This is a genomic window from Azospirillum brasilense (genome assembly GCF_005222205.1).
Taxonomy (GTDB): Bacteria; Pseudomonadota; Alphaproteobacteria; order Azospirillales; family Azospirillaceae; genus Azospirillum; species Azospirillum brasilense_G.
In genome coordinates, this window is the sequence record NZ_CP032345.1 from 2,772,718 (window position 1) to 2,794,990 (window position 22,273).

Sequence of the window (22,273 nt, forward strand, 5' to 3'; positions counted from 1 at the left end):
TCTGGGAGAGTCCCGGCCATGTCGCAGCCTCTTCCCAAGCTCGGCATCCTGGCGGGCGGCGGCACCTTGCCGGCCCGCATCGCCGCCGCGGTGCGCGGCCAGGGGCGCGAGGTCTTCGTCGTCGCCTTCGACGGCCATACCGACCCCGCCACCGTCGACGGCCTTCCCCATCTGTGGAGCCGCTTCGGCGCCGCCGGCAGCATCATCGACCGGCTGAAGAAGGAAAAGGTCGCGGAGCTGGTCTTTGCCGGACCGGTGCGGCGGCCATCCTTCACCGAGCTTCTTCCCGACTGGTACACCACCAAGTTCCTCGCCAAGGTCGGCACCCGCGCGCTCGGCGACGATGGGCTGCTGCGCTCGGTCGCGCGCGAACTCGAAGGGGAGGGGTTCCGCGTCGTCGGTCTGCACGACCTGCTGGGCGAGCTTCTGACCCCGGCCGGGCCGGTGGGCCGCTTGCGGCCGGACGGCGAGGCGGAGCGCGACATCGCCCGCGCCGTCGAGGTCGCCCGCACGCTCGGCGCCCTGGACGTCGGGCAGGGCGCGGTGGTGCAGCAGGGGATCGTGCTCGCCGTCGAGGCCATCGAGGGCACCGATGCCATGCTGGCCCGCTGCGCCGGGCTGGCGCGCCCCGGTTCGGGCGGCGTGCTGGTCAAGGTGAAGAAGCCGCAGCAGGACCGCCGCCTCGACCTGCCCACCATGGGCGTGACGACGGTGGAGAACGCCGCCCGTGCCGGTCTGCGCGGCATCGCCGTCGAGGCCGGCGGCAGCCTGCTGGTGGACCGCGCCGCGGTGGCCGAAGCCGCCGACCGGCTGGGCCTCTTCGTCGTCGGCATCACCGTTTCGTCGGAGCGTCAGCCTTGAGCGATCCGTTGATTTTCCTGATCGCCGGGGAACCCTCCGGCGACGCGCTGGGCGCGCGGCTGATGGCCGCCTGCAAGCGGCTGACCGGCGGGCGGGTGCGCTTCGCCGGCATCGGCGGCGAGAAGATGATCGCCGAAGGGTTGGACAGCCTGTTCCCGATGGGCGAGCTGACCCTGTTCGGGGTGTTCGAACTGCTGCCCCATCTGCCGAACCTGCTGCGTCGCATCGACCAGACGGTTGCGGAGATCCTGCGGCTGCGGCCCGACGCGGTGGTGGGCATCGATTCGCCGGGCTTCACGGTGCGGGTGTCCAAGCGGGTCAAGGCTCAGGCGCCGGACATCCCGCTGATCCATTACGTGGCGCCCACCGTCTGGGCGTGGAAGCCGAAGCGCGCCGCCAAATACGCCGCGGTCTACGATCATCTGCTGGCCATCCTGCCCTTCGAGCCGCCCTATTTCGAGAAGGAAGGGCTTCCCTGCACCTTCGTCGGCCATTCGGTGGTGGAGAGCGGCGCCGGGCATGGCGACGCGCAGCGCTTCCGGGAGACTCATGGGCTGGCAGCGGATGCGCGGATCGTCGCCGTCCTGCCGGGCAGCCGGAAGGGCGAGGTGTCGCGCCTGCTCCCCGACTTCCGCGCCACGCTCGAACGCCTGCTGCCGGCCCATCCGGGGCTGGTCGCCGTGGTGCCGACCGTGGCGACGGTGCGCGACCGCGTCGCGGCGGAGGTCGCGGGTTGGCCGATGCCCACCATCCTCGTCGAGGGCGACGGCCCGAAATACGACGCCTTCGCGGCGGCGGAGGCCGCGCTGGCGGCGTCCGGGACGGTGGCGCTGGAACTGGCGTTGGCCCGTCTGCCGACGGTGATCGCCTACCGCCTAAACCCGGTGACGGTGGCCTTGTACCGGCGGCTGATCCGGGTCAAATACGTCAATCTGGTCAATCTGATGCTCGACCGCATGCTGGTGCCGGAACTGCTTCAGGAGGACTGCCGGCCCGACCGGCTGGCCACCGAACTGGGCCGGCTGCTCGACGATCCCGCCGCCCGCGCCACGCAGATCGACGGGGTGGCCGAGGTGGCGCGCTGGCTGGGGCAGGGCGGAACGCCGCCCAGCGAACGCGCCGCCCAGGTCGTGCTGGAGGTTGCCGCCGGCCAGCCAGATAGGACGAGGCCGGATAAGACGAGAGCGCAAGAATCCGCTTGGGAGAAGAGACCATGAGCCAATTCCGCCTGCTGCACACGATGCTCCGGGTCTATGATCTGGAGAAGTCGCTGGACTTCTACACCCGCCTGCTCGGCATGAAGCTGCTGCGCCGCAACGATTATGAAGGCGGGCGCTTCACGCTGGCCTTCGTCGGCTACGGCGACGAGAAGGACACCGCCGTCCTGGAACTGACCCACAACTGGGATCAGGCGGAGCCCTATGAGATTGGCACCGCCTACGGCCACATCGCGCTGGGCGTGCCGGACATCTACGCCACCTGCGAGCAGCTCGCCAAGGAAGGCGTCAAGATTCCGCGTCCGCCCGGCCCGATGAAGCATGGCACCACCGTGATCGCCTTCATCGAGGACCCGGACGGCTACAAGGTCGAGCTGATCGAGACGAAGTAAGCGTCGTCACAGCGTTTTGTAGAAGAGGACGGTGTCGTGAAAGGCGCCGTCCGCTTCCACCGTGTAGCCGGGGATCAGCCCGGCCCTCCGCCAGCCCGTCGCCTCGTAGAAGGGCTCGCCGCGGTCGCCCTTCAGCGTGTCGAGCACCAGCAGTGACCGCCCCAGACCGCGGGCCGTGTCCTCCACAGCCGCCATCAGCCGTCGCGCGATGCCGTTCCGGCGATGGCGGGTGAAGACGAGCAGCTTCTGCACCTCGGCGCGGTGCGCGCCGTTGGGCTTGGTGCAGAGCGCCAACTGCACGCTTCCCAGCAACTCTCCCTCCGGCCCGCGGGCGATCAGCAGCCGGTGGGCGCCACCCGACAGCAGCCCGGCCACGCCGTCCCAGAAGGCCCGCTTCCAGTGAGGGGCCAGCGGGGCGTGATAGCCGACCGAAGCGCCGCTGTTCACGGCGTCCTCCAGAAGGGCTTCCAGTTCCACGCGCAGGCGGCCGTCATCGAGAGTGGAAATGTCGGTGATGGACAAGGTCATCGTCATGGGAGGTGCCGGGATGGTTCGGTTTCTGCGCCCAAGCCTGCCCGCCGCTCCCCCGGTCCACAATTGACTTCGCAGGGCAGGGGTGTGAGGAATCCTCACATCGTCCTTCAGACACGCCGCCGATGCCACGCCTTCCCTTCACCGCCCTGGCTGCTTTCGAAGCGGCGTCCCGCCACGGCAGCATGACGCGCGCCGCCGACGAGCTTGGCCTGACCCATGGGGCGGTCAGCCGTCAGGTGGGCGATTTGGAGAAGCGGCTGAAGGTCCGCCTGTTCGATCGCACCCCGCAGGGGCTTCACCTGACCGACGCCGGGCGCGACCTCGCGCAGGCCTGCACCGCCGGGCTTGGGCGCGTTCAGGAAAGCTGGGACCGCATCGCTGGCAGCGGGCCGGAACGGCTGCGCATCGCCGCGCCGCGCACCTGGGCGGCCCTGTGGCTGGTGCCGCGGCTGGGGCGTTTCCTGGACGGTCGGCCGGGCCTGCGGCTGGACATTGAGGGGGGCAACACCGATCGCGTGTCGGAGGCCGAGGCGGGCTGGGCGGTCATCCGCTACGTGCGCGGCGGCGATCCTGGCCCCGCGGGGGCGCTTCTGTCGGATGAGCCGCTGCTTCCGGTCTGCGCGCCGGCGCTGGCCGAACGGCTGTCCGGCCCGGCTGACCTGTCCCGCCAGACGCTGCTGCATTATCAGGCATCCCCGGACTGGAGCCTGTGGCGCGCGGGCAGCGGGGTGGAACTGGATGGGGCGGGCAGCCTGAGCTTCTCGGAATCGGTGATGGTGGTCCAGGCGGCCATGGCCGGGCAGGGGATCGCGCTCGGGCGCCCGTCGCTGGTGCTGGAGGCGCTGGAAGCGGGACGGCTCGTCTGCCCCTTCGGACCGGCGGTGGCCTGCGGCGATCGCTACGTGCTGACCGCCCCGGCCGAAGGGCGCGGGCGCGGCGTGCTCCGCGCCTTCCGGCACTGGCTGCTGGCGGAGGCCGCGGCTGATCGGGCGCGGCTGGAGCGGCTCGGCATACCGCTTCCGCAGGGCCGCGCTGGCGCCTGACTCCGTTTCGTGGTTATATCCGCCATCGGATGGATTTGGAGCGGAGACACGCCCCCATGCTGCGCCTTTACGACAACCTGTCTTCCGGAAACGGCTACAAGTGCCGGCTGCTGCTGCACAAGCTCGGCATCCCCTACGAGCGGATCGAACTGGACATCGACCGGGCGGAAACCCGCACCCCGGAGTTTCTTGCCAGGAACCCGAACGGGCGTATCCCGACGCTGCAGCTGGAGGACGGCAGCCATCTGCCGGAATCCAACGCGATCCTCTGGTATCTGGCGGAAGGCACGCCCTATCTGCCCGACGATCGGGAGGGACGCGCGCGGGTCCTGCAATGGATGTTCTTCGAGCAGTACAGCCACGAACCGAACGTCGCGACCGTTCGCTTCTGGATCACCCACCATGTGGAGATGACGGAGGAGCGCAAGCTGGGGCTGGTGACCAAGCGCCGGCTCGGCTACGACGCGCTGGGCGTCATGGATGGGCATTTGGCGGAGCGTCGCTTCTTCGTGGGCGACCGCTTCAGCATCGCCGACATCGCGCTCTACGCCTACACGCATGTGGCGGAGGAGGGTGGTTTCGACCTGTCCGGCTATCCGGCGGTCCGCGCATGGATGGAGCGTGTGGCGGCGGAAGGGCCGCACATCCCGATCACCCAGGGCTGAGAGGTCAGATCAGCACCACCGCGGCGATCATCGCCACGATCACCGCATAGAAGACGATGCGGCGAAGCCGCCGCGAGAGCGGCGGCTTGTTGTCGTTCGCGGCCGGCTGGCCCTGACGGACCCGCCGTGCCGGAACGATGAACGCAGCCGGGCTGCGGGTGGCCCCGTCGGAGCCACCCGTCCCGATGTGTGCTGTCGGCCGGTTAGCCACGCTCGGCCAGCGGGATGAAGTCCCGCTTGGTCGCGCCGGTGTAGAGCTGACGCGGACGGCCGATCTTCTGGACCGGATCCTCGATCATCTCCTTCCACTGGGAGATCCAGCCGACGGTGCGCGCCACGGCGAACAGCACGGTGAACATGCTGGTCGGGAAGCCCATCGCCTTCAGGATGATGCCCGAGTAGAAATCGACGTTCGGGTACAGCTTCTTCTCGACGAAGTACGGGTCCTCGAGGGCGATCTTCTCCAGCTCCATCGCGATGTCGAGGAGCGGCTCGTCCTTGATGCCCAGCTCGGCCAGGACCTCATGGCAGGTCTTGCGCATGACCTGGGCGCGCGGATCGTAGTTCTTGTAGACCCGGTGGCCGAAGCCCATCAGGCGGAAGTTGTCGTTCTTGTCCTTGGCGCGGCGGACGATCTCCGGGATGCGATCGACGGAGCCGATCTCCTCCAGCATCTTCAGCACGGCCTCGTTGGCGCCGCCATGGGCCGGACCCCACAGCGAGGCGATGCCGGCGGCGATGCAGGCGAACGGGTTGGCGCCCGACGAGCCGGCCAGACGGACGGTCGAGGTCGAGGCGTTCTGCTCGTGGTCGGCGTGCAGGATGAAGATCTTGTCCATCGCCTTGGACAGGACCGGGTTGACCTTGTACGGCTCGCACGGCGTGCCGAAGGTCATGTAGAGGAAGTTCTCGGCATACGACAGGTCGTTGCGCGGGTACATGAACGGCTGGCCGACCGAGTACTTGTAGGCCATCGCGGCGATCGCCGGGATCTTGGCGATCAGGCGGTGCGCGGCGATCTTGCGCTGCACCGGGTCCTCGATGTCGGTCGAGTCGTGGTAGAAGGCCGAGAGGGCGCCGGTCACGCCGCAGAGAACCGCCATCGGGTGGGCGTCGCGGCGGAAGCCGCTGTAGAAGCGGGTCAGCTGCTCATGCACCATCGAGTGGCTGCGCAGGATGCCCTCGAACTCTTCCTTCTCGGCGGCGTTCGGCAGGTGGTTGTTGAGGAGGAGGAAGCAGACCTCCGGGAAGGTCGCGTGCTCGGCAAGGTCGTCGATGGCGTAACCGCGGTGCAGCAGAACACCCTCATCACCGTCGATGTAGGTGATCTTGGACTCGCAGCTGCCCGTCGAAGTGAAACCCGGATCGTAGGTGAAACAACCGGTCTCGGCGTAGAGCTTGCGGATGTCGATCACGTCCGGACCCGTGCTTCCCTTCATCACGGGCAGGCTGACCTGCTTTCCAGTCCGGTTGTCGATCAGGGTGAAGGTATCGGCCTTGTCCGCGGTTTGGGTCATCTCGGCACGTCCTTATCTTTAGGGTTGGGGCTTAACGCCCTTTTCGAATGCGCGCAGCATAGTTCTATGCCGGGCGGATATCAACGCACGGAAGTTATCCCCGTGCTGCAGTTGCGGCATCCTTCATCCGGGCCAGCGTTTCCGCCCGGCCGAGAAGCTCCGCCACCTCGAAGATCGGCGGCGACACGGTGGAACCGGTGAGCGCGGCGCGCAGCGGCTGGGCGATCTTGCCCAGCTTCTCGCCCCGTTCCTCGGCGAAGGCGCGCACCAGCGCCTCAAGCGCGGCGGCGGTGAAATCCGCCTCCGCCTCGAAACGGGCGGCGAGGTCGGTCAGGACGCCGCGGCCCTTCTCGTCCAACAGCGCGGCGGCCTTCTCGTCCATCGCCAGCGGACGGGCGGCGAGGTAGAAGCGGGCGCTCTGGGCGAGATCGACGACGGTGCGGGCGCGCTGCTTCAGCCCGTTCATGGCGCGGGTCAGCAGATCGCGCTCCGACTCGGTCAGCGCGCGGCCAAGCTCGGCTTCAAGCCGCGGCGCGGCCAGACCCACGAGGCGGGCGTCGTCGGCCTGCCGCATGTAGTGGGCGTTCAGGTTCTCCAGCTTGGCGAAGTCGAAGCGCGAGGGGGAGCGCCCGATGCCCTCCAGGTTGAACCACTCCACGGCCTGTTCGGTCGAGATGATCTCGTCGTCGCCGTGCGCCCAGCCGAGCCGCAGCAGGTAGTTGCGGATCGCCTCCGGCAGGTAGCCCATGTCGCGGTAGGCGTCGACGCCCAGCGCGCCGTGGCGCTTCGACAGCTTGGCGCCGTCCGGACCGTGGATCAGCGGGATGTGGCCGAACTCCGGCAGGTCCCAGCCCATGGCGTTGTAGATCTGGATCTGGCGGAAGGTGTTGGTCAGATGGTCGTCGCCGCGGATGACGTGGGTGACGCCCATGTCGTGGTCGTCCACCACCACCGCCAGCAGATAGGTCGGGGTGCCGTCGGCGCGCAGCAGGATCAGGTCGTCGAGCTGGGCGTTCTGCACCGTCACCTCGCCCTGGACGCGGTCCTTCAGAACCGTCTCGCCCTCCTGCGGCGCCTTCAGGCGGATCACCGGCTTCACGCCGGCCGGCGCCTCCGACGGGTCGCGGTCGCGCCAGCGCCCGTCGTAGCGCACCGGCTGGCCGGCGGCCTTCTGGGCGGCGCGCATCTCCTCCAACTCCTCGGGGCTCGCGTAGCAGTAATAGGCGCGGCCGGCGGCCAGCATCTGCTGCGCCACCTCGGCGTGGCGGTCCTTGCGGGCGAACTGGCTGACCGCGTCGCCGTCCCAGTCGAGGCCGAGCCAGGTCAGGCCGTCGAGAATGGCGTCCACCGCGGCGTCCGTCGAGCGCTGGCGGTCGGTGTCCTCGATGCGCAACAGGTACGTGCCACCGTTGCGGCGGGCGTACAGCCAGTTGAACAGCGCGGTGCGGGCACCGCCGATGTGGAGAAAGCCGGTGGGCGACGGGGCGAAACGGGTGACGACGGTCATGGGTGGCTCAATTCCGGGTTCGGCGCTGCTACAGTGCTGCGGCGGCCGCGCTGTGGCTGCTGCGGTGCGACTGCGGTGGTGCGGTGGTGTAACACATTAACGGCGCCGGAGGCATTTGCCTTGCGCGCATAGGCGACAGTATGGCCCACGGGGTTGAAGAGGGCATAGCCGGGGGTATGGCGGCGGAGGAGGGCGATGCCGCTCCGGTCCGTCGCGGCGTCGCCACGCGCCTTGCCGCGGCGGCTCTGGGATGCCTCGCCGCGGAGCGGGAGCGCTGGGCGCTTTGGCTGCCGGTGGGAACCGGGGCGGGCGTGGCGCTGTATTTCGGCCTGTCCGCCGAGCCGCCGCCCTGGCTGGGGCCGGGCGCTGCGGCTGGCTGTCTGGTTCTGCTGTGGCTGGCGCGGCGGCGTCTGGCGCCGGTCGTCCTGCTGTTGGGGTTGTTGAGCGTCGCTCTGGGCTTCGCCGCGGCGCAACTGCACAGCCTGGCGGCGGCGGCGCCGATGCTGACGCGCGAGCTTGGCCCGGTGCAGGTCACCGGGCGGGTGCTGGCGGTCGAACGGCAGCCCACCGGCGCGCGGCTGATGATCGGGGAGCCGACGGTGGAGCGGCTGGCCCCGGAAGCGACGCCGGAGCGGGTGCGCCTGCATCTGCCGGCCAAGGTGACCCCGCCGGAGGCCGGGACGGTGGTCCGGCTGCGCGCCATGCTCCACCCGCCGGCCGCCCCGGCGGAGCCGGGGGCGTTCGACCTGCAGCGGCGCGCCTATTTCGAAGGCTTTGGCGCGGTCGGCTTCGTCATGGGGGCCCCCGTCGTGCAGGAGGCGCCGCCGCCCGGCGGCTGGCGCCGGGTGACCGTGGCCTTCGAGCGGGCGCGCGCCGCCATCGCCGAGCGGGTGCGCGCCGCCGTGACCGACCCCGCGGAGGCCAGCGTCACCGCCGCCCTGCTGAACGGCGACGCGGCGGCGATTCCCGAGCCGATGATGGACGCCTTCCGCGACAGCGGTCTGGCGCACCTCCTGTCCATTTCCGGCCTGCATGTCGGCATCGCCGCCGGGATCGTCTTCTGGGTGGTGCGGGCGCTGCTGGCGCTGGCTCCCTGGATCGCGCTGCGCTGGCCGATCAAGAAGATCGCGGCGCTGGCCGGCATCCTGTCGGCGATCCTTTACACGCTGCTGGTGGGGGCGCCCTTGCCGACGCTGCGGTCGGTGCTGATGACCGGCCTCGTCATGGGTGCGGTCATCGCCGACCGGTCGCCGATCAGCATGCGGCTGGTCGCCTTCGCCGGCATCGTCACCGTCCTCTACGACCCGGAGGGGATGCTGGGGCCGAGCTTCCAGATGTCCTTCGCGGCGGTCGTCGCCCTGATCGCCGCCTTCGAGCGTTTCACGCCCTGGGCGGTGAGCCGGCGGCGCGAGATGGGCTGGCTCGGCAAGGGCGCCATGACGCTGGGCGGCATCGCCTTTTCCAGCGTGGTGGCGACGGTCGCAACGACGCCCTACGGGCTCTATCATTTCCAGCAGGTCGCCTTTTACGGCGTGCTGTCCAACATGGTGGCGATCCCCATCACGACGGTGTGGATCATGCCCTTGAGCCTGCTCTCCTACCTGCTGTTGCCCTTCGGGCTGGAGGGGCCGGCGGTGACGGCGATGAGTTGGGGCGTCCGGCTGGTCATCGAAACGGCGGAGCGGACCGCGGCGCTGCCCGGAGCGACGGCGTTCCTGCCGGCCATGCCGGACGCCGCCATCGCGGCGGTCACGCTGGGCGGGCTGTGGCTGGCCATCTGGACGGGGCGCTGGCGCTGGCTGGGGCTGGTGGCCTTGGCTGGCGGTATGGTCGCCCCGGCCTTTGCGCCGCGGCCCGACATTCTGGTGTCGGAGGACGGAAAATTGATGGCCGTGCGCAGCGCGGAGGGGATTCTCAGCCTCTCCACCGCCAGCGACGGGCGGGTCGCCAACAGCTGGAGGCGGCGCGACGGCATGGAGAAGCCGGAGGACAAGGCCGGTCAGGATGTCTGGCCGCTCGCCGGTGTCAGCCTCGACGGGCGGCTGCGCTGCGACGCCCTGGGCTGCCTCTACCGCGCGCAGGGAAAGACCGTGGCGCTGCTGCGCCAGCCGGACGCCTTGCCGGAGGATTGCGCGGTGGCCGATGCGGTGGTGACCGCGGTTCCGTCGCGCGGGTGCCGGGCGCCGCTGGTCATCGACCATTGGCGCTTGCGGCGGGAGGGCGCACACGCGCTCACCCTGTCGGACCAGGGTATCGGGGTGGAAAGCGTGCGTGGGCGGCGCGGCGACCGCCCCTGGACGATGGGCGGGATGCGGCCCGACAGAAAGACCGGGGCGCGCTGAAGCGCCGCCCCGGATCGTCCTGCCGTCAGTACTTCCGCACCAGACCGACGAGGCGGCCCTGCACCCGGACGCGGTCGGCGCCGAAGATGCGGGTCTCGTAGGCGGCGTTGGCCGGTTCGAGCGCCACGGTGTTGCCCTTGCGGCGCAGGCGCTTCAGCGTGACCTCGGCGTCATCGACCAGGGCGACGACGATCGAGCCGTTCTCCGCGCTGTCGCAGCGCTGGATGACCACCGTGTCATGGTCGAGGATGCCGGCCTCCACCATGGAATCGCCGGCGACCTCCAGCGCGTAGTGGTCGCCCATGCCGAGCATGGCGGCCGGAATGTCCACGAAGGCGGAGCTGTCGCGCAGCGCCTCGATGGGCGTGCCGGCGGCGATCCGGCCGTAGAGCGGAAGCTGAACCGATTCGGACGCCGGATTCGCTTCCCGCCCTGCGAAGCTGAAGTCGCCCTTGATGACGTTGGGCTGGAACTTGGCGCGCGGCGGCCGGGGGCGGGCGGTCTCCAGCCCCTCCGGCAGGCGCAGCACCTCCAGCGCGCGGGCGCGGTGGGGCAGGCGGCGGATGAAGCCGCGCTCCTCCAGCCCGGTGATCAGGCGGTGGATGCCCGACTTGGACTTCAGGTTGAGAGCGTCCTTCATTTCGTCGAAGGAAGGGGACACACCGCCCTGCCCGAGCCGCTCGTTGATGAAAAGCAGCAATTCATGCTGCTTGCGCGTGAGCATTTGTGCCTCCCGGCCGGTTCCGCACTAGATATGGAACAAAAGCAAAACGTTCCATCTTGTTCTAGTTTGGTTCTTAACCCCCGTCAAGCCCTACGGATGAAATCAATCGCAAATCGACGGACAGGACTCCCAAAGCGATTGCCAAAGGGATCGGGGGTGCAGAACGGATTAAAGCGACAGGACACCGCCGCTCAACGGGATCACCGTCACGCGGTCGCCCACGGCGGCGGCGGTTGCCTGCGGCTCGCGGACGATCAGGGCGTCGGCCCGGGCCAGCCGGGACATCATCGCGCTGTCCTGGCGCGGGAAGGGGGTGGCGACGGGCTCGCCGTCCGCTCCGGTGGACAGGGTGGCGCGCAGGAAATCCGTGCGGTCGTCGTTGGCCTTCAGCGGCGCGCCGAGCCGGGCCGCGAGCGTGGCGTTCTCGGCGGGCAGCCCCTGGAGACGGCGGAGGACGGGCACCAGGAACAGCACGGCGGCGACCCCGGTGGAGACCGGGTTGCCGGGCAGGCCGAGCAGCGGCACGCCGTTCGCCGTGCCGAAGATCAACGGTTTGCCGGGCTTCATGGCGACCCGGTAGAAGTCCAGCGACAGCCCGCCCAGCACGTCGCGCACATGGTCGTGTTCGCCTTGCGAGGCGCCGCCCGTGGTCACCAGCACGTCGCAGCCGGCCGCCCCGGCGGCCATGGCGGCGAGATGCTCCGGATCGTCCCTGGCCACGCCGAGGTTGTGGGCGAGCCCGCCCTGGCTGGTGACCAGCGCGCACAGGCCGAGCGCGTTGGAGCTGACGATCTGGCTCGGACCCAGCGGATCGCCGGGCAGGGCGATCTCGTCCCCGGTGGCGAGCACGGCGACCCGCGGGCGACGGTGGACGCGCAGCCAGGGCAGGTTGGCCGCGGCGGCCAGGGCGACGTCACGGGCGGTGAGCAGCCGTCCCTTGGGAAGCAACTCCTCTCCCGCGGTGAAGTCCAGACCGGCGGGGCGGATGAAGCGGCCCGCGGGCACGGCGCGCCCGACGCGCACGCGATCCCCGGCGTCCTCGCAATCCTCCTGCATCACCACGGCGTCGGCCCCGGCGGGCAGGGGGGCGCCGGTGAAGATGCGCACGGCCTCGCCCGCGCCGAGCGATCCGGCGAAGGCGTGGCCGGCCGCCGACTCGCCGATCCGGCGCAGGGTGACGGGCGCAGTCTCCGACGCCTGGACGATGTCGGCGGCGCGGACGGCCCAGCCGTCCATGGCGGCGGCGGCGAAGGGCGGCTGGGTCAGCCGGGCGACGGCGGGCTCCGCCAGGACGCGCCCCAGCGCGTCGGGCAGCGGCACCGTCTCCGCCGGCAGGGCGGTGAAGGCGGCGAGGATGCGGGCGCGGGCTTCACCGACCTGCAGCATCAGGCCGCGCTCCCCCATTCGCCGCTCTTGCCGCCGGCCTTGTGGAGCAGCGTCACCTCGGTGATGGTCATGCCGCGGTCCACCGCCTTGCACATGTCGTAGACGGTGAGTGCGGCGATCGACACGGCGGTCAGCGCCTCCATCTCCACCCCGGTCTGCCCCCTCAGCTTGCAGGTGGCGGTGATGTCCACGGCGTTGCGCTCGGGGTCGCAGGTCAGGTCCACCTTGACCGAGGTCAGCATCAGCGGGTGGCACAGCGGGATCAGGTCCGGCGTGCGCTTGGCCCCCATGATGCCGGCCAGCCGGGCCACCGACAGGACGTCGCCCTTCTTGACGCCGCCTTGCAGGATGAGCGCCAGCGTTTCCGGCTGCATCAGGACGGAGCCGCGGGCGGTCGCCGTTCGTTCCGTGTCGGCCTTGCCGGACACGTCCACCATCACCGCGCGGCCCTCGGCGTCGAAATGGGTGAAGCCGCTCGCGGGCTGGTCGGTCATAGGGGTTTCTCCATGAACAGGCTCAGCGGGTCCGGGCCGTAGGGGCCGAAGGGGCCGCGGTCGGCGAAGCCCTGCTTGCGGTATAGCGCGATGGCCTCGTCCTGATAGACGCCGGTTTCCAGCCGCAGCAGCGACAGGCCGGCGCCGCGCGCCTCGTCCTCGATGCGTTCCAGAAGGCGGCGTCCGATCTGGCCGCCGCGTGCGGTCGGCTGGACGAACATCCGCTTGACCTCGCCATAGCCGCCCTCGGTGTCGATGCGCACGGCCCCGCAGCCGACCACGGTTCCCGACCGCCGGGCGACCAGGAAGCGGATGTCCGGCTTGGCCAGCGACTGCAGGTCGAGCAGATGGTTGCTCTCGGCCGGGTAAAGGTCGCCCAGATAGCGGTCCAGCTCCTCGATGAGCTGAACCACCTCGTCCTGGAGCGGACTTTCAAGGGCAATGCTCACGTTCGGCACGTCGTCGCTCCTCCCCATTGCTTTATTCTTTGGTGTCAGGCGAGCAGGGCGCGGGTGGCCGCGGTCACATCCTTCTGCCGCATCAGCGATTCACCGACCAGGAAGCAGCGCGCGCCGACCGCCGCCATGCGCGACAGGTCCGCCGGGCTGTAGAGGCCGCTTTCGGCGACCAGCATCCGGTCGGCGGGCACGTGGGCCGCCAGTTCCTCCGTCGTGGCGATGTCCACCGCCAGAGTCTTCAGGTTCCGGTTGTTCACCCCCAGAAGCGGAGTCTTCAGCGCCAGCGCGCGGTCCAGCTCCTCGCGGTTGTGCACCTCGACCAGCACGTCGAGGCCCCAGGCGAGGGCGGCGTCCTCGATCTCGGCGGCCTGCGCGTCGCTCAGCGCCGCCATGATGATCAGGATGCAGTCAGCGCCCAGCGCGCGGGATTCGGCGATCTGGTAGGGATCGACCATGAAGTCCTTGCGCAGCACCGGCAGGTCCACCGCGGCGCGGGCGGACAGCAGATAGTCGTCGCAGCCCTGGAAATAGGGCTCGTCGGTCAGCACCGACAGGCAGGTGGCGCCGCCCTCGCGGTAGGCGCGGGCCAGCGACGGCGGGTCGAAGTCCGGACGGATCAGGCCCTTCGACGGGCTGGCCTTCTTGATCTCGGCGATCAGGCCGTAGCGGCCCCCGTCCACCGTGCGGCGCAGGGCGCGGATGAAGCCGCGCGCCGGGTCGGCGGCGCGGGCGGCGTCCTCCACCGCGGACAGCGGGCGGGCGGACTTGCGGGCTTGGACCAGCGCGCGCTTGTCGTCGCAGATGCGGGTCAGGACGTCGCTCATGGCGCGGCAACCGGTTCGTTGGTGGCGGACGAGTTGGTGATGGAAACAAGGTGCTGGAGCACGGCGCGGGCCGCCCCGCTGTCGATGGCGTCGCGGGCCCGCTCGACGCCCTCCTTCAGGTCGCCGGCCTTGCCCGCGACGTGCAGCGCGGCGGCGGCGTTCAGCAGAACGATGTCGCGGTAGGCGCCCTGGGCGCCGTCGAACAGCGCGCGGATGGCCTCGGCGTTCACATGGGCGTCGCCGCCCTTCAGAAGCTCTGGCCGGGCGCGGAAGATGCCGGCCTGCTCCGGCTCGATCTCGAAGACCGTGACCTCGCCGTCCTTCAACTGGGCGACGGTGGTCGGGCCGGTGGTGGTGATCTCGTCCAGCCCGTCGGAGCCATGGACGACCCAGGCGGCCTCCGACCCCAGCCGCTTCAGCACATGGGCCAGAGGCTCCACCCATTGCCTGGCGTAGACGCCGAGAAGCTGGCGCTTGGCGCTGGCCGGGTTGGACAGCGGTCCCAGCAGGTTGAAGATGGTGCGGGTGCCCAGCTCGACGCGGGTCGGGCCGACGTTGCGCATGGCGAGGTGGTGGCGCGGCGCCATCAGGAAGCCGATGCGCGCGTCCCACAGAGCCTTGCGCACCAGACCCATGTCGCAGTCGAGGTTGACGCCCAGGGCACCCAGCACGTCGGCGGCGCCCGACTTGGACGACATGGCGCGGTTGCCGTGCTTGGCCACCGGCACGCCGCAGGCGGCGATGACGACCGCGGCGGCGGTGGAGATGTTGTAGGTGCCCGAGCCGTCGCCGCCGGTGCCGCAGGTGTCGATGGTGCCGTCCGGGGCCTCCACCGGGATCGCCTTGGCGCGCATGACGCGGGCGGCCCCGGTGATCTCGTCCACCGTCTCGCCGCGCACCCGCAGCGCCATCAGGAAGCCGCCCATCTGCGACGGGGTGGCGTTGCCCGACATGATGATGTCGAAGGCCAGCGCGGCCTCCGGCTCGTTCAGGGCGTTGCCGGCGGCGACCTTGGCGAGGATCGCCTTCATGTCGGTCAGGTCGCCGTGCGGCGCGGACGGCGTGCTCATGCGGCGGTCTCCAGCCGGCGGGTCGTGTTCAGGAAGTTCTCCAGGATCTTGTGCCCGTGCTCGCTCTCGATGCTTTCCGGGTGGAACTGCACACCGTGGATCGGCAGCTCGCGGTGGGACAGCGCCATGATCAGGCCGTCCTCCGTCTCGCCGGTCACCTCCAGGCAGGCGGGCAGGGTGGCGCGCTCGACGATCAGCGAATGGTAGCGGGTGGCCCGGAAGGGCGAGGGCAGGTCCTTCAGGACGCCGCGCCCCTGGTGGAACATGCGGTCGACCTTGCCGTGCATCGGCACCGGCGCGCGCAGCACCGTGCCGCCGAAGGCCTGCCCGATGGCCTGATGGCCCAGGCACACGCCCATCAGCGGAACGCCCGCCTTGGCGGCGGCGTCGATCAGCGGCAGGCAGATGCCCGCCTTGTCCGGGTCGCAGGGGCCGGGCGACAGCACGATCCCCTCGGGGCGGAGCGCCATGGCCTCCTCCACCGTCAGGCTGTCGTTGCGGCGGACGTCCAGTTCGGCGCCCAGTTCGCCCAGGTAATGGACGAGGTTGTAGGTGAAGCTGTCGTAATTATCGATGAGCAGCAGCATGGGGCGCCCCGGCATCCTTCCGGCCTGTCTTTTCCGGTCCGTCGGTCACGGCCCGATCGTCCCGGAATAGCGTTCCGGCCTTGTTCCAAGGCGGGTACCCTAGCGGCTGGAGCGGTGGATTTCCAGCCCGTCCGAACCTCGACTTGGCGGAGAATCAGTGGCAGAGGAACTGCGGCGCTGTCGCCGGCTTGTCGAGGACCATGCCGCGCGCGTCGGTCTCCTCGGTGATCTGGCAGCGCCGCACGGTGCGCGGCAGGTCGATGGCCAGCGTGGCCTGCGTTCCGTTGTAACGGCAGATCAGGAAGACGCTGTCGCGCCGGGCGGCGGGGAAGTCCCATTGCCGGACCTCCGAGCGGCCCCGCCGCAGGCTGCGGTCCGGCTCCAGCGCCGCCGGGGAGGGAGACGTCATCTGCGCCGTCCGGTCGCCCTCCACCAGCGCGACGCCCGCAAAGGCGTGCTGGTCCTTCGCCGGGTAGGGCGACCAGCCGCCGGGCGCCTCCGGCTGAGCCTGCACGGTCAGGCTGGGCGGGCAGCGGACCTCGTTGGCGACGGCGGGGCCGGTGGTGGCGACGGCGAGGACCGCCAGGAGGGGGAGGGTGCGGAGCATGGCGGTCACAGCATAGTCCCAGCCGGCGGAGGCCTCCACCCCGCTCCGCTGTTGCAGGGACGGTGCGGGGGTGCCACCTTGCGCGCAAACCGGAAACCAGGGTTCGAGATTTCTTCCCATGGTCAGAAAATCGCCGCGCAAACCCCAGAAGGCCGCGGCACGGAAGCCATCGCCGAAAGTGCCGGCCGCCGCGTCCGGACGGGCGGTGCCGGGGCGCGCCGTATCGCCGGTTCTGCTGGCGCTGGCCGGTGTGATCGCGGTCTTCGCTGTGGCGCTCGGCGCCCGTTTCATCCTCGGGCGCGGCGCGCCGGAGACGGAGACCGTCGTGGAGCGGGAGGCGCCGGTCATCGCTCCCGCGGCTCCGATCAAGGCTCCGCCGCCCAAGGTCGCCGAGGCACCGCCCCCACCGCCGCCGCCGCCGGTTCGCGAGGCCGAACCCGCTCCGGCGCCCGTTCCCGCGCCACCGCCCCAGGTGACCGAGGCCCCGTCGCCCGTTCCGGTGCCCGCACCGCCCCCGCCGCCGGCACTGACGCCGAAGCCGGTGGTGGCGATGCTGCCGCCCCCCGTCGCCCCGCTGGAACCGCCCAAGGTGGCGCCAGGATCGCCGCTGTGGAAGAAGAACGCGCTGCCCTTCCGCGCCCCGCCGGGCAAGCCGGCCATCGCCATTGTCATCGACGACATGGGCGTGGACCGCAAACGTTCGAACCGCACGGTGTCGTTGCCGGCGCCGCTGACGCTGGCCTGGCTGCCCTACGCCCACGAATTGCCCGCCCAGGCCCGCGCCGCCCGCGCCGCCGGGCACGAGCTGATGCTGCATCTTCCCATGGAGCCCAGCGGCTCGGCCGATCCGGGGCCGCAGGCGCTGCGCGTGTCGCTCGACAAGGGGGAGATCCTGCGCCGGACCAAGGCGGCGCTCGACAGCTTCGACGGCTATGTCGGGGTGAACAACCACATGGGCAGCCGCTTCACCGCCGATTCCGCGGCCATGGCGCCCGTGCTGGGAGAGATCGCGCGGCGCGGCCTGTTGTGGCTGGACAGCCGGACCACCGCGAAGAGCGCCGGCCTGACCCTCGCGCGGGAGCTTCAGATGCCCTTCGCCGGGCGCGACATCTTCCTCGACAACGAGATGACCGTGCCGGCGGTGCGCGCCCAGCTCGCCAAGACGGAGCAGGTGGCGCGCCGCCAAGGCTACGCCATCGCCATCGGCCACCCGCACGATGCGACAATCGACGCACTGGCCTCCTGGATGCCGGAGGTGCAGAAACGCGGCTTCGTCCTGGTTCCGGTCAGCGCCGTCGTGCGCGCCCATCACGCCGGCGGGTGACCGCCGGTCCCGCTTGAGGAGAGTTCCATGGCTGACACCTACAAGGTCGGCGGCATGACCTGCGGCGGCTGCGCCCGCTCCGTCACCAACGCCATCGGCAAGCTGGCGCCGGGCGCCGCCGTGACGGTGGACCTGGAGGCCGGCACCGTGGCCGTCGAGGGCGGAGTCGCGCCGGAGACGGTGAGGAAGGCCGTGGAAGGCGCCGGCTTCGACTTCGGCGGCCAAGCCTGAGAAGGGCTTCAGGCCTGAGAAAGCCCTAAAGCGGATTGCAATCCGCTTTGGACCGCGACGGCGGCCCCGGCCGCACATGCGGCCGAAGCCCGCCGGCAAGTGAGGCGATGTGAGTCTAAAGCGAACGGAAGTTCGTTTTAAGCCGCCTGAGGACGGCGCAGCCGCCACACCAGCAGGCCGCCGGCCCAGGACAGCGAGACCGCCAGCGCGGCGCCGAGCGCCACGAACCGTCCGGCGGGCTCGGCCAGCAGATGGGCGGTGGTCAGCGCCAGGGCGAGGCCGGGGTTGGTCAGCAGCGCGCTGCGCATCGCCGCGGCGACCACGCCGCCGCCCAGGCGGCCGTGCAGGATCGCCGTCAGGCTGGTCAGAGCGATGGGGAACACGGCGGCGATCCCGGTGGCTGCCGGCCCGATGCTGTGGCTGAGCGTGGTCACGGTGGCGACCAGCAGGCCGACGAGTCCGGCGCGGGCCGGGATGTCGTACCAGCGCGACCGCGCGGTCCGGACCAGCTTGTCCGCCGGAATCGGCGCCGACACCGCCCAGGCGGCGATCCCATAGCAGGCCAGCGTGAGCAGAAGCGCCAGCGGCAGAGTCCATTCGACGGCGGAGCGCAGGCTGGCCGCCGTGGCGATCCAGAAGACGGAGCTGGTGATGACCGTCGCCGGCATGCTCCAGCGCGGGGCGATCCGCACCAGAAGCGCCAGATAGAGGACGATCGTCGCGTTCCCGACCATCCCTGACAGGGCGGCATCGGCGACGAAGCCGTCGCCATGCTCCATCGCGAGCAGCACGAAGGCCGGGCCGGTCGAGACGGGCAGGGCGGTGATCATGCCGCCATAGAAGGGGCCGGCCTTCTCCGCCGCCAGCGAGGCGGCGACGACGACCAGGGCCGCCGCCACGATCTTGACGATCAGCGGCAGCAGCAGCGCATCGAGGGGCATACGGTCCCTACCGGGCGGAGGTCTCGCGGACGGTTTCCTCCGCGGCGCGGATCAGGGCCATCGACTTGTTGACGGTCTCCTGATACTCGGCCTCCGGATCGCTGTCGGCGACCACGCCGCCGCCGGCCTGCACGTACATCATGCCGTCCTTCAGCACGGCGGTGCGCAGCGCGATGCAGGTGTCCATGGCGCCCGACGCGCCGAAATAACCGACACAGCCGGCGTAGACGCCGCGGCGGGCCTTCTCCAGCTCGTCGATGATCTGCATGGCGCGGACCTTCGGCGCTCCCGAGACGGTGCCGGCCGGGAAGCCGGCGATCAGGGCATCCAGCGCGTCGTGCTTGGGGTCGAGGTCGCCTTCGACGTTGGACACGATGTGCATGACGTGGCTGTACAGCTCCACGATCATCTTCTGCGTCACCTTGACGGTGCCGGTGCGCGCCACGCGGCCCACGTCGTTGCGGCCGAGGTCGAGCAGCATCAGATGCTCGGCCAGCTCCTTCGGATCGCTCAGCAGGTCCTCGGCCAGCGCCTGGTCCTCCTCCGCCGTGGCGCCGCGCTTGCGGGTGCCGGCGATGGGGCGGACGGTCACCTTGCCGTCGCGCACGCGCACCAGGATCTCCGGGCTGGAGCCGACGACCGACAGCTCGCCGAAGTCGCAGTGGAACAGGAAGGGCGACGGGTTCAGGCGGCGCAGCGTGCGGTACAGCGCCAGCGGCGACGGCTTGAAAGGGAAGCGGATGCGCTGGGACGGCACGACCTGGAAGATGTCGCCGGCGCGGATGTACTCCTTCGCCCGCTCGACGATCGCATGATACTCCTCGCGCGTCGTGTTGGAGGTCCAGGCGAGCGGCAGCCCGTCCTTGGTCCGCGGCTCCCGCCGGTAGGGCAGGGGGCGCTCCAGATCGGCCACCGCGTCCATCAGCCGCTCGCGGGCGTCGCCGTAGGCGGCGGCGCCGTCGACCCCCGGCTTCGGCCAGACGGGGGTGACCAGAGTCACCGAATCGGTGTGGCTGTCGAAGATGGCGACGATGCTCGGCCGCGACAGGATGGCGTCGGGGATGCCCAGCTCGTCCGGGTTGTCGTCCGGCAGCCGCTCCATCAGCCGGACCATGTCGTAGGTCAGGTAGCCGAACAGGCCGGCGGCCATCGGCGGCAGCGCGTCCGGCAGGTCGATGCGGCTCTCGTTGATGAGGGCGCGCAGCGACTCCAGCGGAGCGGCGTCGACGGGCTCGTAGGCGTCGCGGTCGTGCAGGGCGTTGCGGTTCACCTCCGCCCGGTCGCGGCGGCAGCGCCAGACCAGATCGGGCTTGAAGCCGATCACCGAGTAGCGGTCGCGCCGCGACCCCGCCCCGCGCTCCGCCGATTCGAAGAGGAAGCCGAAGGGGCGCCCGTCGGCCAGCTTCATGTAGGCGGAGACGGGAGTCTCCAGATCGCTGACCAGCGTGGTCCACACCACCTGCGGCGTGCCGGCCTCATAAGCGGTGTGGAAGGCGGCGGATTCCGGCTGAACCTTCACGGGACGGGCCTCGATTGAGTGTGGTTAGTTGCCGCTGGCGAAGAACTGGTCGATGCGGTTGCGGTGAACCTCGACCGGGTAGCTGTTGCGCAGCGCGTTGCCGAACTGGGCCATGATGTCGCTTTCCAGCCCCTGGGCGACGGTGCTCTCCACGGTCGCCAGCGTGGCGTCGGCCGCCGCCGGGTCCGCCGGGATGATCTCCTTCAGGCGGGCGACGACCTGGCTGTCGGCGGTGGCGCCGGTCACCGTCTCGCCGGGCTTCACCTCGAACAGCTTGCGCACCAGCTCGCCCGGCAGCCCCTCGACCGAACGGGCGTCGCGGGTGAAGGGCGTGGTCATGGCGAAGCTGGCGCCGGACTGGCCGGCGACGTCCTGCGCCGCGGCCTCCGAGCCCTGCTTCAGCTTGGCGGCAATGTCCTGGGCCTTCTCGGCGGCCAGCTTGGCGCGCTTGTCGTCCTGCCAGCCGGCGACGGCCTGATCGCGCACCTCGGCCAGCGGCTTGGGCGCGGCCGGCGTCACGCCGTCGACGCGCACCGCGTAGAAGACGTTGTTGGGCGCTTCGGTCAGGTTCGAGGTGGCGCCGGAGGCGAGCTGGAAGGCGGTCTGCACCATGGCGGCGAAGTTCGCGCGGCCGGGAGCGGCGTCCTGGCCGTCCGGCGCCTTGCCGCTGCTGTCCACCGCGGCGATCTTGGCGATGGGCAGCGACTGGGCCTGGGCGACCTCCTCCAGCGGGGCGCCGCTGGCGAGCTGGTCCTCGACCCGGTTGGCGATGGAGTAGAGCGAATCCATCGCCTTCTCCTTGCGCAGCTCGGCCAGGAGCTGGTCGCGGGCCTCCTCGAAGCTCTTGGTGGCGCCCGGCTGGACGGCGGTGACCGTCAGGACGTGCCAGCCCAGCCCGCTGCGCACGGCGTCGCTGACCGCACCCTGGGCCAGCGCGAAGGCGGCGTCGCCGATCTCCGGCAGCTCGTTGCGGGTGACGTTGTCGAGCGTGATGACGTCGGTCCCGGCGTCCTTGGCGGCGGCGGTCAGGCCCTTGGTCTTGGCGGCCTCGGCGATCTGCCTGGCCTTCGCCTCGTCGTCGGCCAGCACCATCTCCACCGTGCGGCGCTCCGGCGTGCCGAGTTCGTCGGCGCGCTCGTCATAGGCGGCGCGCAGCTCGGCGTCGGGGATCTGGATGTCCTTGGCGATCTCGTCGGCGGAGAGCTGGGCGATGCTCAGCGCGCGGTATTCCGGCGCGGTGAAGCGGACCTGATGGTCCTCGTAATAACGGGTCAGCTCCGCCTCGTCGGGCACGCCGACGTCGCCGATGGCGGCGTTGGGCAGGGTGACCACCTCGGCCACGCGGCGCTCCCCGCGGAAGCGGTAGAGGTCCTGGACCAGCGGCTTCGGCGGGGTCACCCCGGCGCCGACCGCCCCGGCGACCAGCTCGCGCGCGGTCTCGCGGCGCAGCAGGGCGACGTAGCCGTCCTCGGTGAGCTGGTTGTTGCGCAGCACGCTGCGGAACTGGTTCGGGTCGAACTGGTTCTGCGCGTTGCGGAAGGCCGGTTCCTCGGCGATGCGCCGGCGCACCACGTCCGGACCGACCGAGATCCCGGCGTCGCGCGCCGCCTGATCGTAGAGCGCGCGCTGCACGAGCGCCGACAGAGACTGGTCGAGCAGGCCGAACTGGCGCGCCTGCTCCGTCGTCAGGTTGCCGCCCAGCATCGGGCGCAGCCGCTCCATCTGGCGGCGGAACTCCTGGTCCAGCTCCGCCCGGTCGATATCCACCTTGCCGACGGACGCGACGGTGCTGGAGATCCCGCCTGTGCGGATCATGTCGCCGATGCCCCAGGCCGCGAAGCTGACGATGAGGAGCACGAACAGGATCTTGACGACCCACGAACCGGCGTAAGTGCGGATGAACTGAAGCATGGGACCCGAAGTGAGTGCGCAAAGGGCGGCCCTGCGGCCGGGGCGGCATCATAGGCACCCCGCGAAAGCCCGGCAACACCCCATTTCCCCCGCGATTCCCCATCGGAAAGAACCCGTTG

The 22,273-nt window shown here is 70.5% G+C and carries 23 protein-coding genes; 8 read left to right on the forward strand and 15 right to left on the reverse strand.

Annotation, left to right across the window (positions count from 1 at the left end; translation table 11 throughout):
• Window positions 1–18 precede the first annotated feature (18 nt).
• From D3869_RS13225 to gloA, 3 genes are read left to right on the forward strand one after another with little or no spacing between them, the layout of a single operon-like run.
• Entirely contained in the window at window positions 19–861 is an 843-nt protein-coding gene (locus D3869_RS13225; protein ID WP_137140400.1) for an LpxI family protein, read from the forward strand.
• Window positions 858–2,078, forward strand: a complete 1,221-nt coding sequence (lpxB, locus tag D3869_RS13230) for a lipid-A-disaccharide synthase (RefSeq protein WP_137140401.1) — start codon at window positions 858–860, stop codon at window positions 2,076–2,078. The genes D3869_RS13225 and lpxB overlap by 4 nt, the downstream gene beginning before the upstream one ends.
• Window positions 2,075–2,470, forward strand: coding sequence for a lactoylglutathione lyase (gene gloA / locus D3869_RS13235; protein WP_094305990.1), 396 nt, complete (start codon window positions 2,075–2,077; stop codon window positions 2,468–2,470). Before lpxB ends, gloA begins: the two co-directional genes overlap by 4 nt.
• Before the next feature lie 6 nt (window positions 2,471–2,476).
• On the opposite strand, the gene D3869_RS13240 is transcribed toward gloA, so the two are convergent.
• Entirely contained in the window at window positions 2,477–3,004 is a 528-nt protein-coding gene (locus D3869_RS13240) for a GNAT family N-acetyltransferase (RefSeq protein WP_137140402.1), read from the reverse strand.
• A gap of 122 nt (window positions 3,005–3,126) precedes the next feature.
• On the opposite strand from D3869_RS13240, the gene D3869_RS13245 reads away from it, so the two are divergent.
• Window positions 3,127–4,047 (forward strand): LysR substrate-binding domain-containing protein, encoded by a 921-nt coding sequence (locus D3869_RS13245; RefSeq protein ID WP_137140403.1) that lies wholly within the window; start codon window positions 3,127–3,129, stop codon window positions 4,045–4,047.
• Window positions 4,048–4,103: 56 nt separating this feature from the next.
• Window positions 4,104–4,712 (forward strand): glutathione S-transferase family protein, encoded by a 609-nt coding sequence (locus D3869_RS13250; RefSeq protein WP_137140404.1) that lies wholly within the window; start codon window positions 4,104–4,106, stop codon window positions 4,710–4,712.
• Window positions 4,713–4,716: 4 nt separating this feature from the next.
• Here D3869_RS13250 and D3869_RS13255 read toward each other — a convergent pair whose 3' ends face one another.
• From D3869_RS13255 to gltX, 3 genes are all read right to left on the reverse strand, one after another.
• Window positions 4,717–4,923: a hypothetical protein gene (locus D3869_RS13255; RefSeq protein WP_137140405.1), complete on the reverse strand. Its 207-nt coding sequence runs from the start codon at window positions 4,921–4,923 to the stop codon at window positions 4,717–4,719.
• Entirely contained in the window at window positions 4,916–6,229 is a 1,314-nt protein-coding gene (gltA, locus tag D3869_RS13260) for a citrate synthase (protein ID WP_094305986.1), read from the reverse strand. The genes D3869_RS13255 and gltA overlap by 8 nt, the downstream gene beginning before the upstream one ends.
• Before the next feature lie 94 nt (window positions 6,230–6,323).
• On the reverse strand, window positions 6,324–7,736 hold the full coding sequence (gltX, locus tag D3869_RS13265) for a glutamate--tRNA ligase (RefSeq protein WP_137140406.1): 1,413 nt from the start codon (window positions 7,734–7,736) through the stop codon (window positions 6,324–6,326).
• 140 nt (window positions 7,737–7,876) lie between these two features.
• On the opposite strand from gltX, the gene D3869_RS13270 reads away from it, so the two are divergent.
• Window positions 7,877–10,078, forward strand: coding sequence for a ComEC/Rec2 family competence protein (locus D3869_RS13270; RefSeq protein ID WP_247895638.1), 2,202 nt, complete (start codon window positions 7,877–7,879; stop codon window positions 10,076–10,078).
• A gap of 25 nt (window positions 10,079–10,103) precedes the next feature.
• On the opposite strand, the gene lexA is transcribed toward D3869_RS13270, so the two are convergent.
• The 8 genes from lexA to D3869_RS13310 all read right to left on the reverse strand — a co-directional run bounded on the left by lexA (window position 10,104) and on the right by D3869_RS13310 (window position 16,228).
• On the reverse strand, window positions 10,104–10,802 hold the full coding sequence (lexA, locus tag D3869_RS13275; RefSeq protein ID WP_137140407.1) for a transcriptional repressor LexA: 699 nt from the start codon (window positions 10,800–10,802) through the stop codon (window positions 10,104–10,106).
• Window positions 10,803–10,970: 168 nt separating this feature from the next.
• Window positions 10,971–12,188 (reverse strand): molybdopterin molybdotransferase MoeA, encoded by a 1,218-nt coding sequence (locus D3869_RS13280; RefSeq protein ID WP_137140408.1) that lies wholly within the window; start codon window positions 12,186–12,188, stop codon window positions 10,971–10,973.
• Window positions 12,188–12,682: a cyclic pyranopterin monophosphate synthase MoaC gene (moaC, locus tag D3869_RS13285; protein WP_137140409.1), complete on the reverse strand. Its 495-nt coding sequence runs from the start codon at window positions 12,680–12,682 to the stop codon at window positions 12,188–12,190. The genes D3869_RS13280 and moaC overlap by 1 nt, the downstream gene beginning before the upstream one ends.
• Window positions 12,679–13,131 carry a GNAT family N-acetyltransferase gene (locus D3869_RS13290; RefSeq protein WP_247895639.1) on the reverse strand — a complete coding sequence of 151 codons (453 nt, stop codon included), beginning with the start codon at window positions 13,129–13,131 and terminating at the stop codon, window positions 12,679–12,681. The genes moaC and D3869_RS13290 overlap by 4 nt, the downstream gene beginning before the upstream one ends.
• Window positions 13,132–13,175: 44 nt before the next feature.
• Window positions 13,176–13,964, reverse strand: a complete 789-nt coding sequence (trpC, locus tag D3869_RS13295) for an indole-3-glycerol phosphate synthase TrpC (RefSeq protein WP_137140411.1) — start codon at window positions 13,962–13,964, stop codon at window positions 13,176–13,178.
• Window positions 13,961–15,034 carry an anthranilate phosphoribosyltransferase gene (gene trpD / locus D3869_RS13300; protein ID WP_137140412.1) on the reverse strand — a complete coding sequence of 358 codons (1,074 nt, stop codon included), beginning with the start codon at window positions 15,032–15,034 and terminating at the stop codon, window positions 13,961–13,963. Before trpD ends, trpC begins: the two co-directional genes overlap by 4 nt.
• Entirely contained in the window at window positions 15,031–15,621 is a 591-nt protein-coding gene (locus D3869_RS13305) for an anthranilate synthase component II (RefSeq protein ID WP_035673146.1), read from the reverse strand. Before D3869_RS13305 ends, trpD begins: the two co-directional genes overlap by 4 nt.
• 154 nt (window positions 15,622–15,775) lie before the next feature.
• Window positions 15,776–16,228 (reverse strand): STY0301 family protein, encoded by a 453-nt coding sequence (locus D3869_RS13310; protein ID WP_137140413.1) that lies wholly within the window; start codon window positions 16,226–16,228, stop codon window positions 15,776–15,778.
• A gap of 178 nt (window positions 16,229–16,406) precedes the next feature.
• Here D3869_RS13310 and D3869_RS13315 point away from each other — a divergent pair, with 178 nt between their 5' ends.
• Window positions 16,407–17,552 carry a divergent polysaccharide deacetylase family protein gene (locus tag D3869_RS13315; protein WP_247895640.1) on the forward strand — a complete coding sequence of 382 codons (1,146 nt, stop codon included), beginning with the start codon at window positions 16,407–16,409 and terminating at the stop codon, window positions 17,550–17,552.
• Between the two features lie 27 nt (window positions 17,553–17,579).
• A complete protein-coding gene (locus D3869_RS13320; protein ID WP_137140414.1) occupies window positions 17,580–17,783 on the forward strand; it encodes a heavy-metal-associated domain-containing protein in 204 nt (67 codons plus the stop codon).
• 137 nt (window positions 17,784–17,920) lie between these two features.
• Here D3869_RS13320 and D3869_RS13325 read toward each other — a convergent pair whose 3' ends face one another.
• The 3 genes from D3869_RS13325 to D3869_RS13335 are packed head-to-tail and all read right to left on the reverse strand — an operon-like array spanning window position 17,921 to window position 22,154.
• Window positions 17,921–18,724: a hypothetical protein gene (locus tag D3869_RS13325; RefSeq protein WP_137140415.1), complete on the reverse strand. Its 804-nt coding sequence runs from the start codon at window positions 18,722–18,724 to the stop codon at window positions 17,921–17,923.
• Window positions 18,725–18,731: 7 nt separating this feature from the next.
• Window positions 18,732–20,243, reverse strand: coding sequence for an anthranilate synthase component I (gene trpE, locus D3869_RS13330; protein ID WP_137140416.1), 1,512 nt, complete (start codon window positions 20,241–20,243; stop codon window positions 18,732–18,734).
• 24 nt (window positions 20,244–20,267) lie between these two features.
• Window positions 20,268–22,154, reverse strand: coding sequence for a SurA N-terminal domain-containing protein (locus D3869_RS13335; protein WP_137140417.1), 1,887 nt, complete (start codon window positions 22,152–22,154; stop codon window positions 20,268–20,270).
• Window positions 22,155–22,273: the final 119 nt, after the last annotated feature.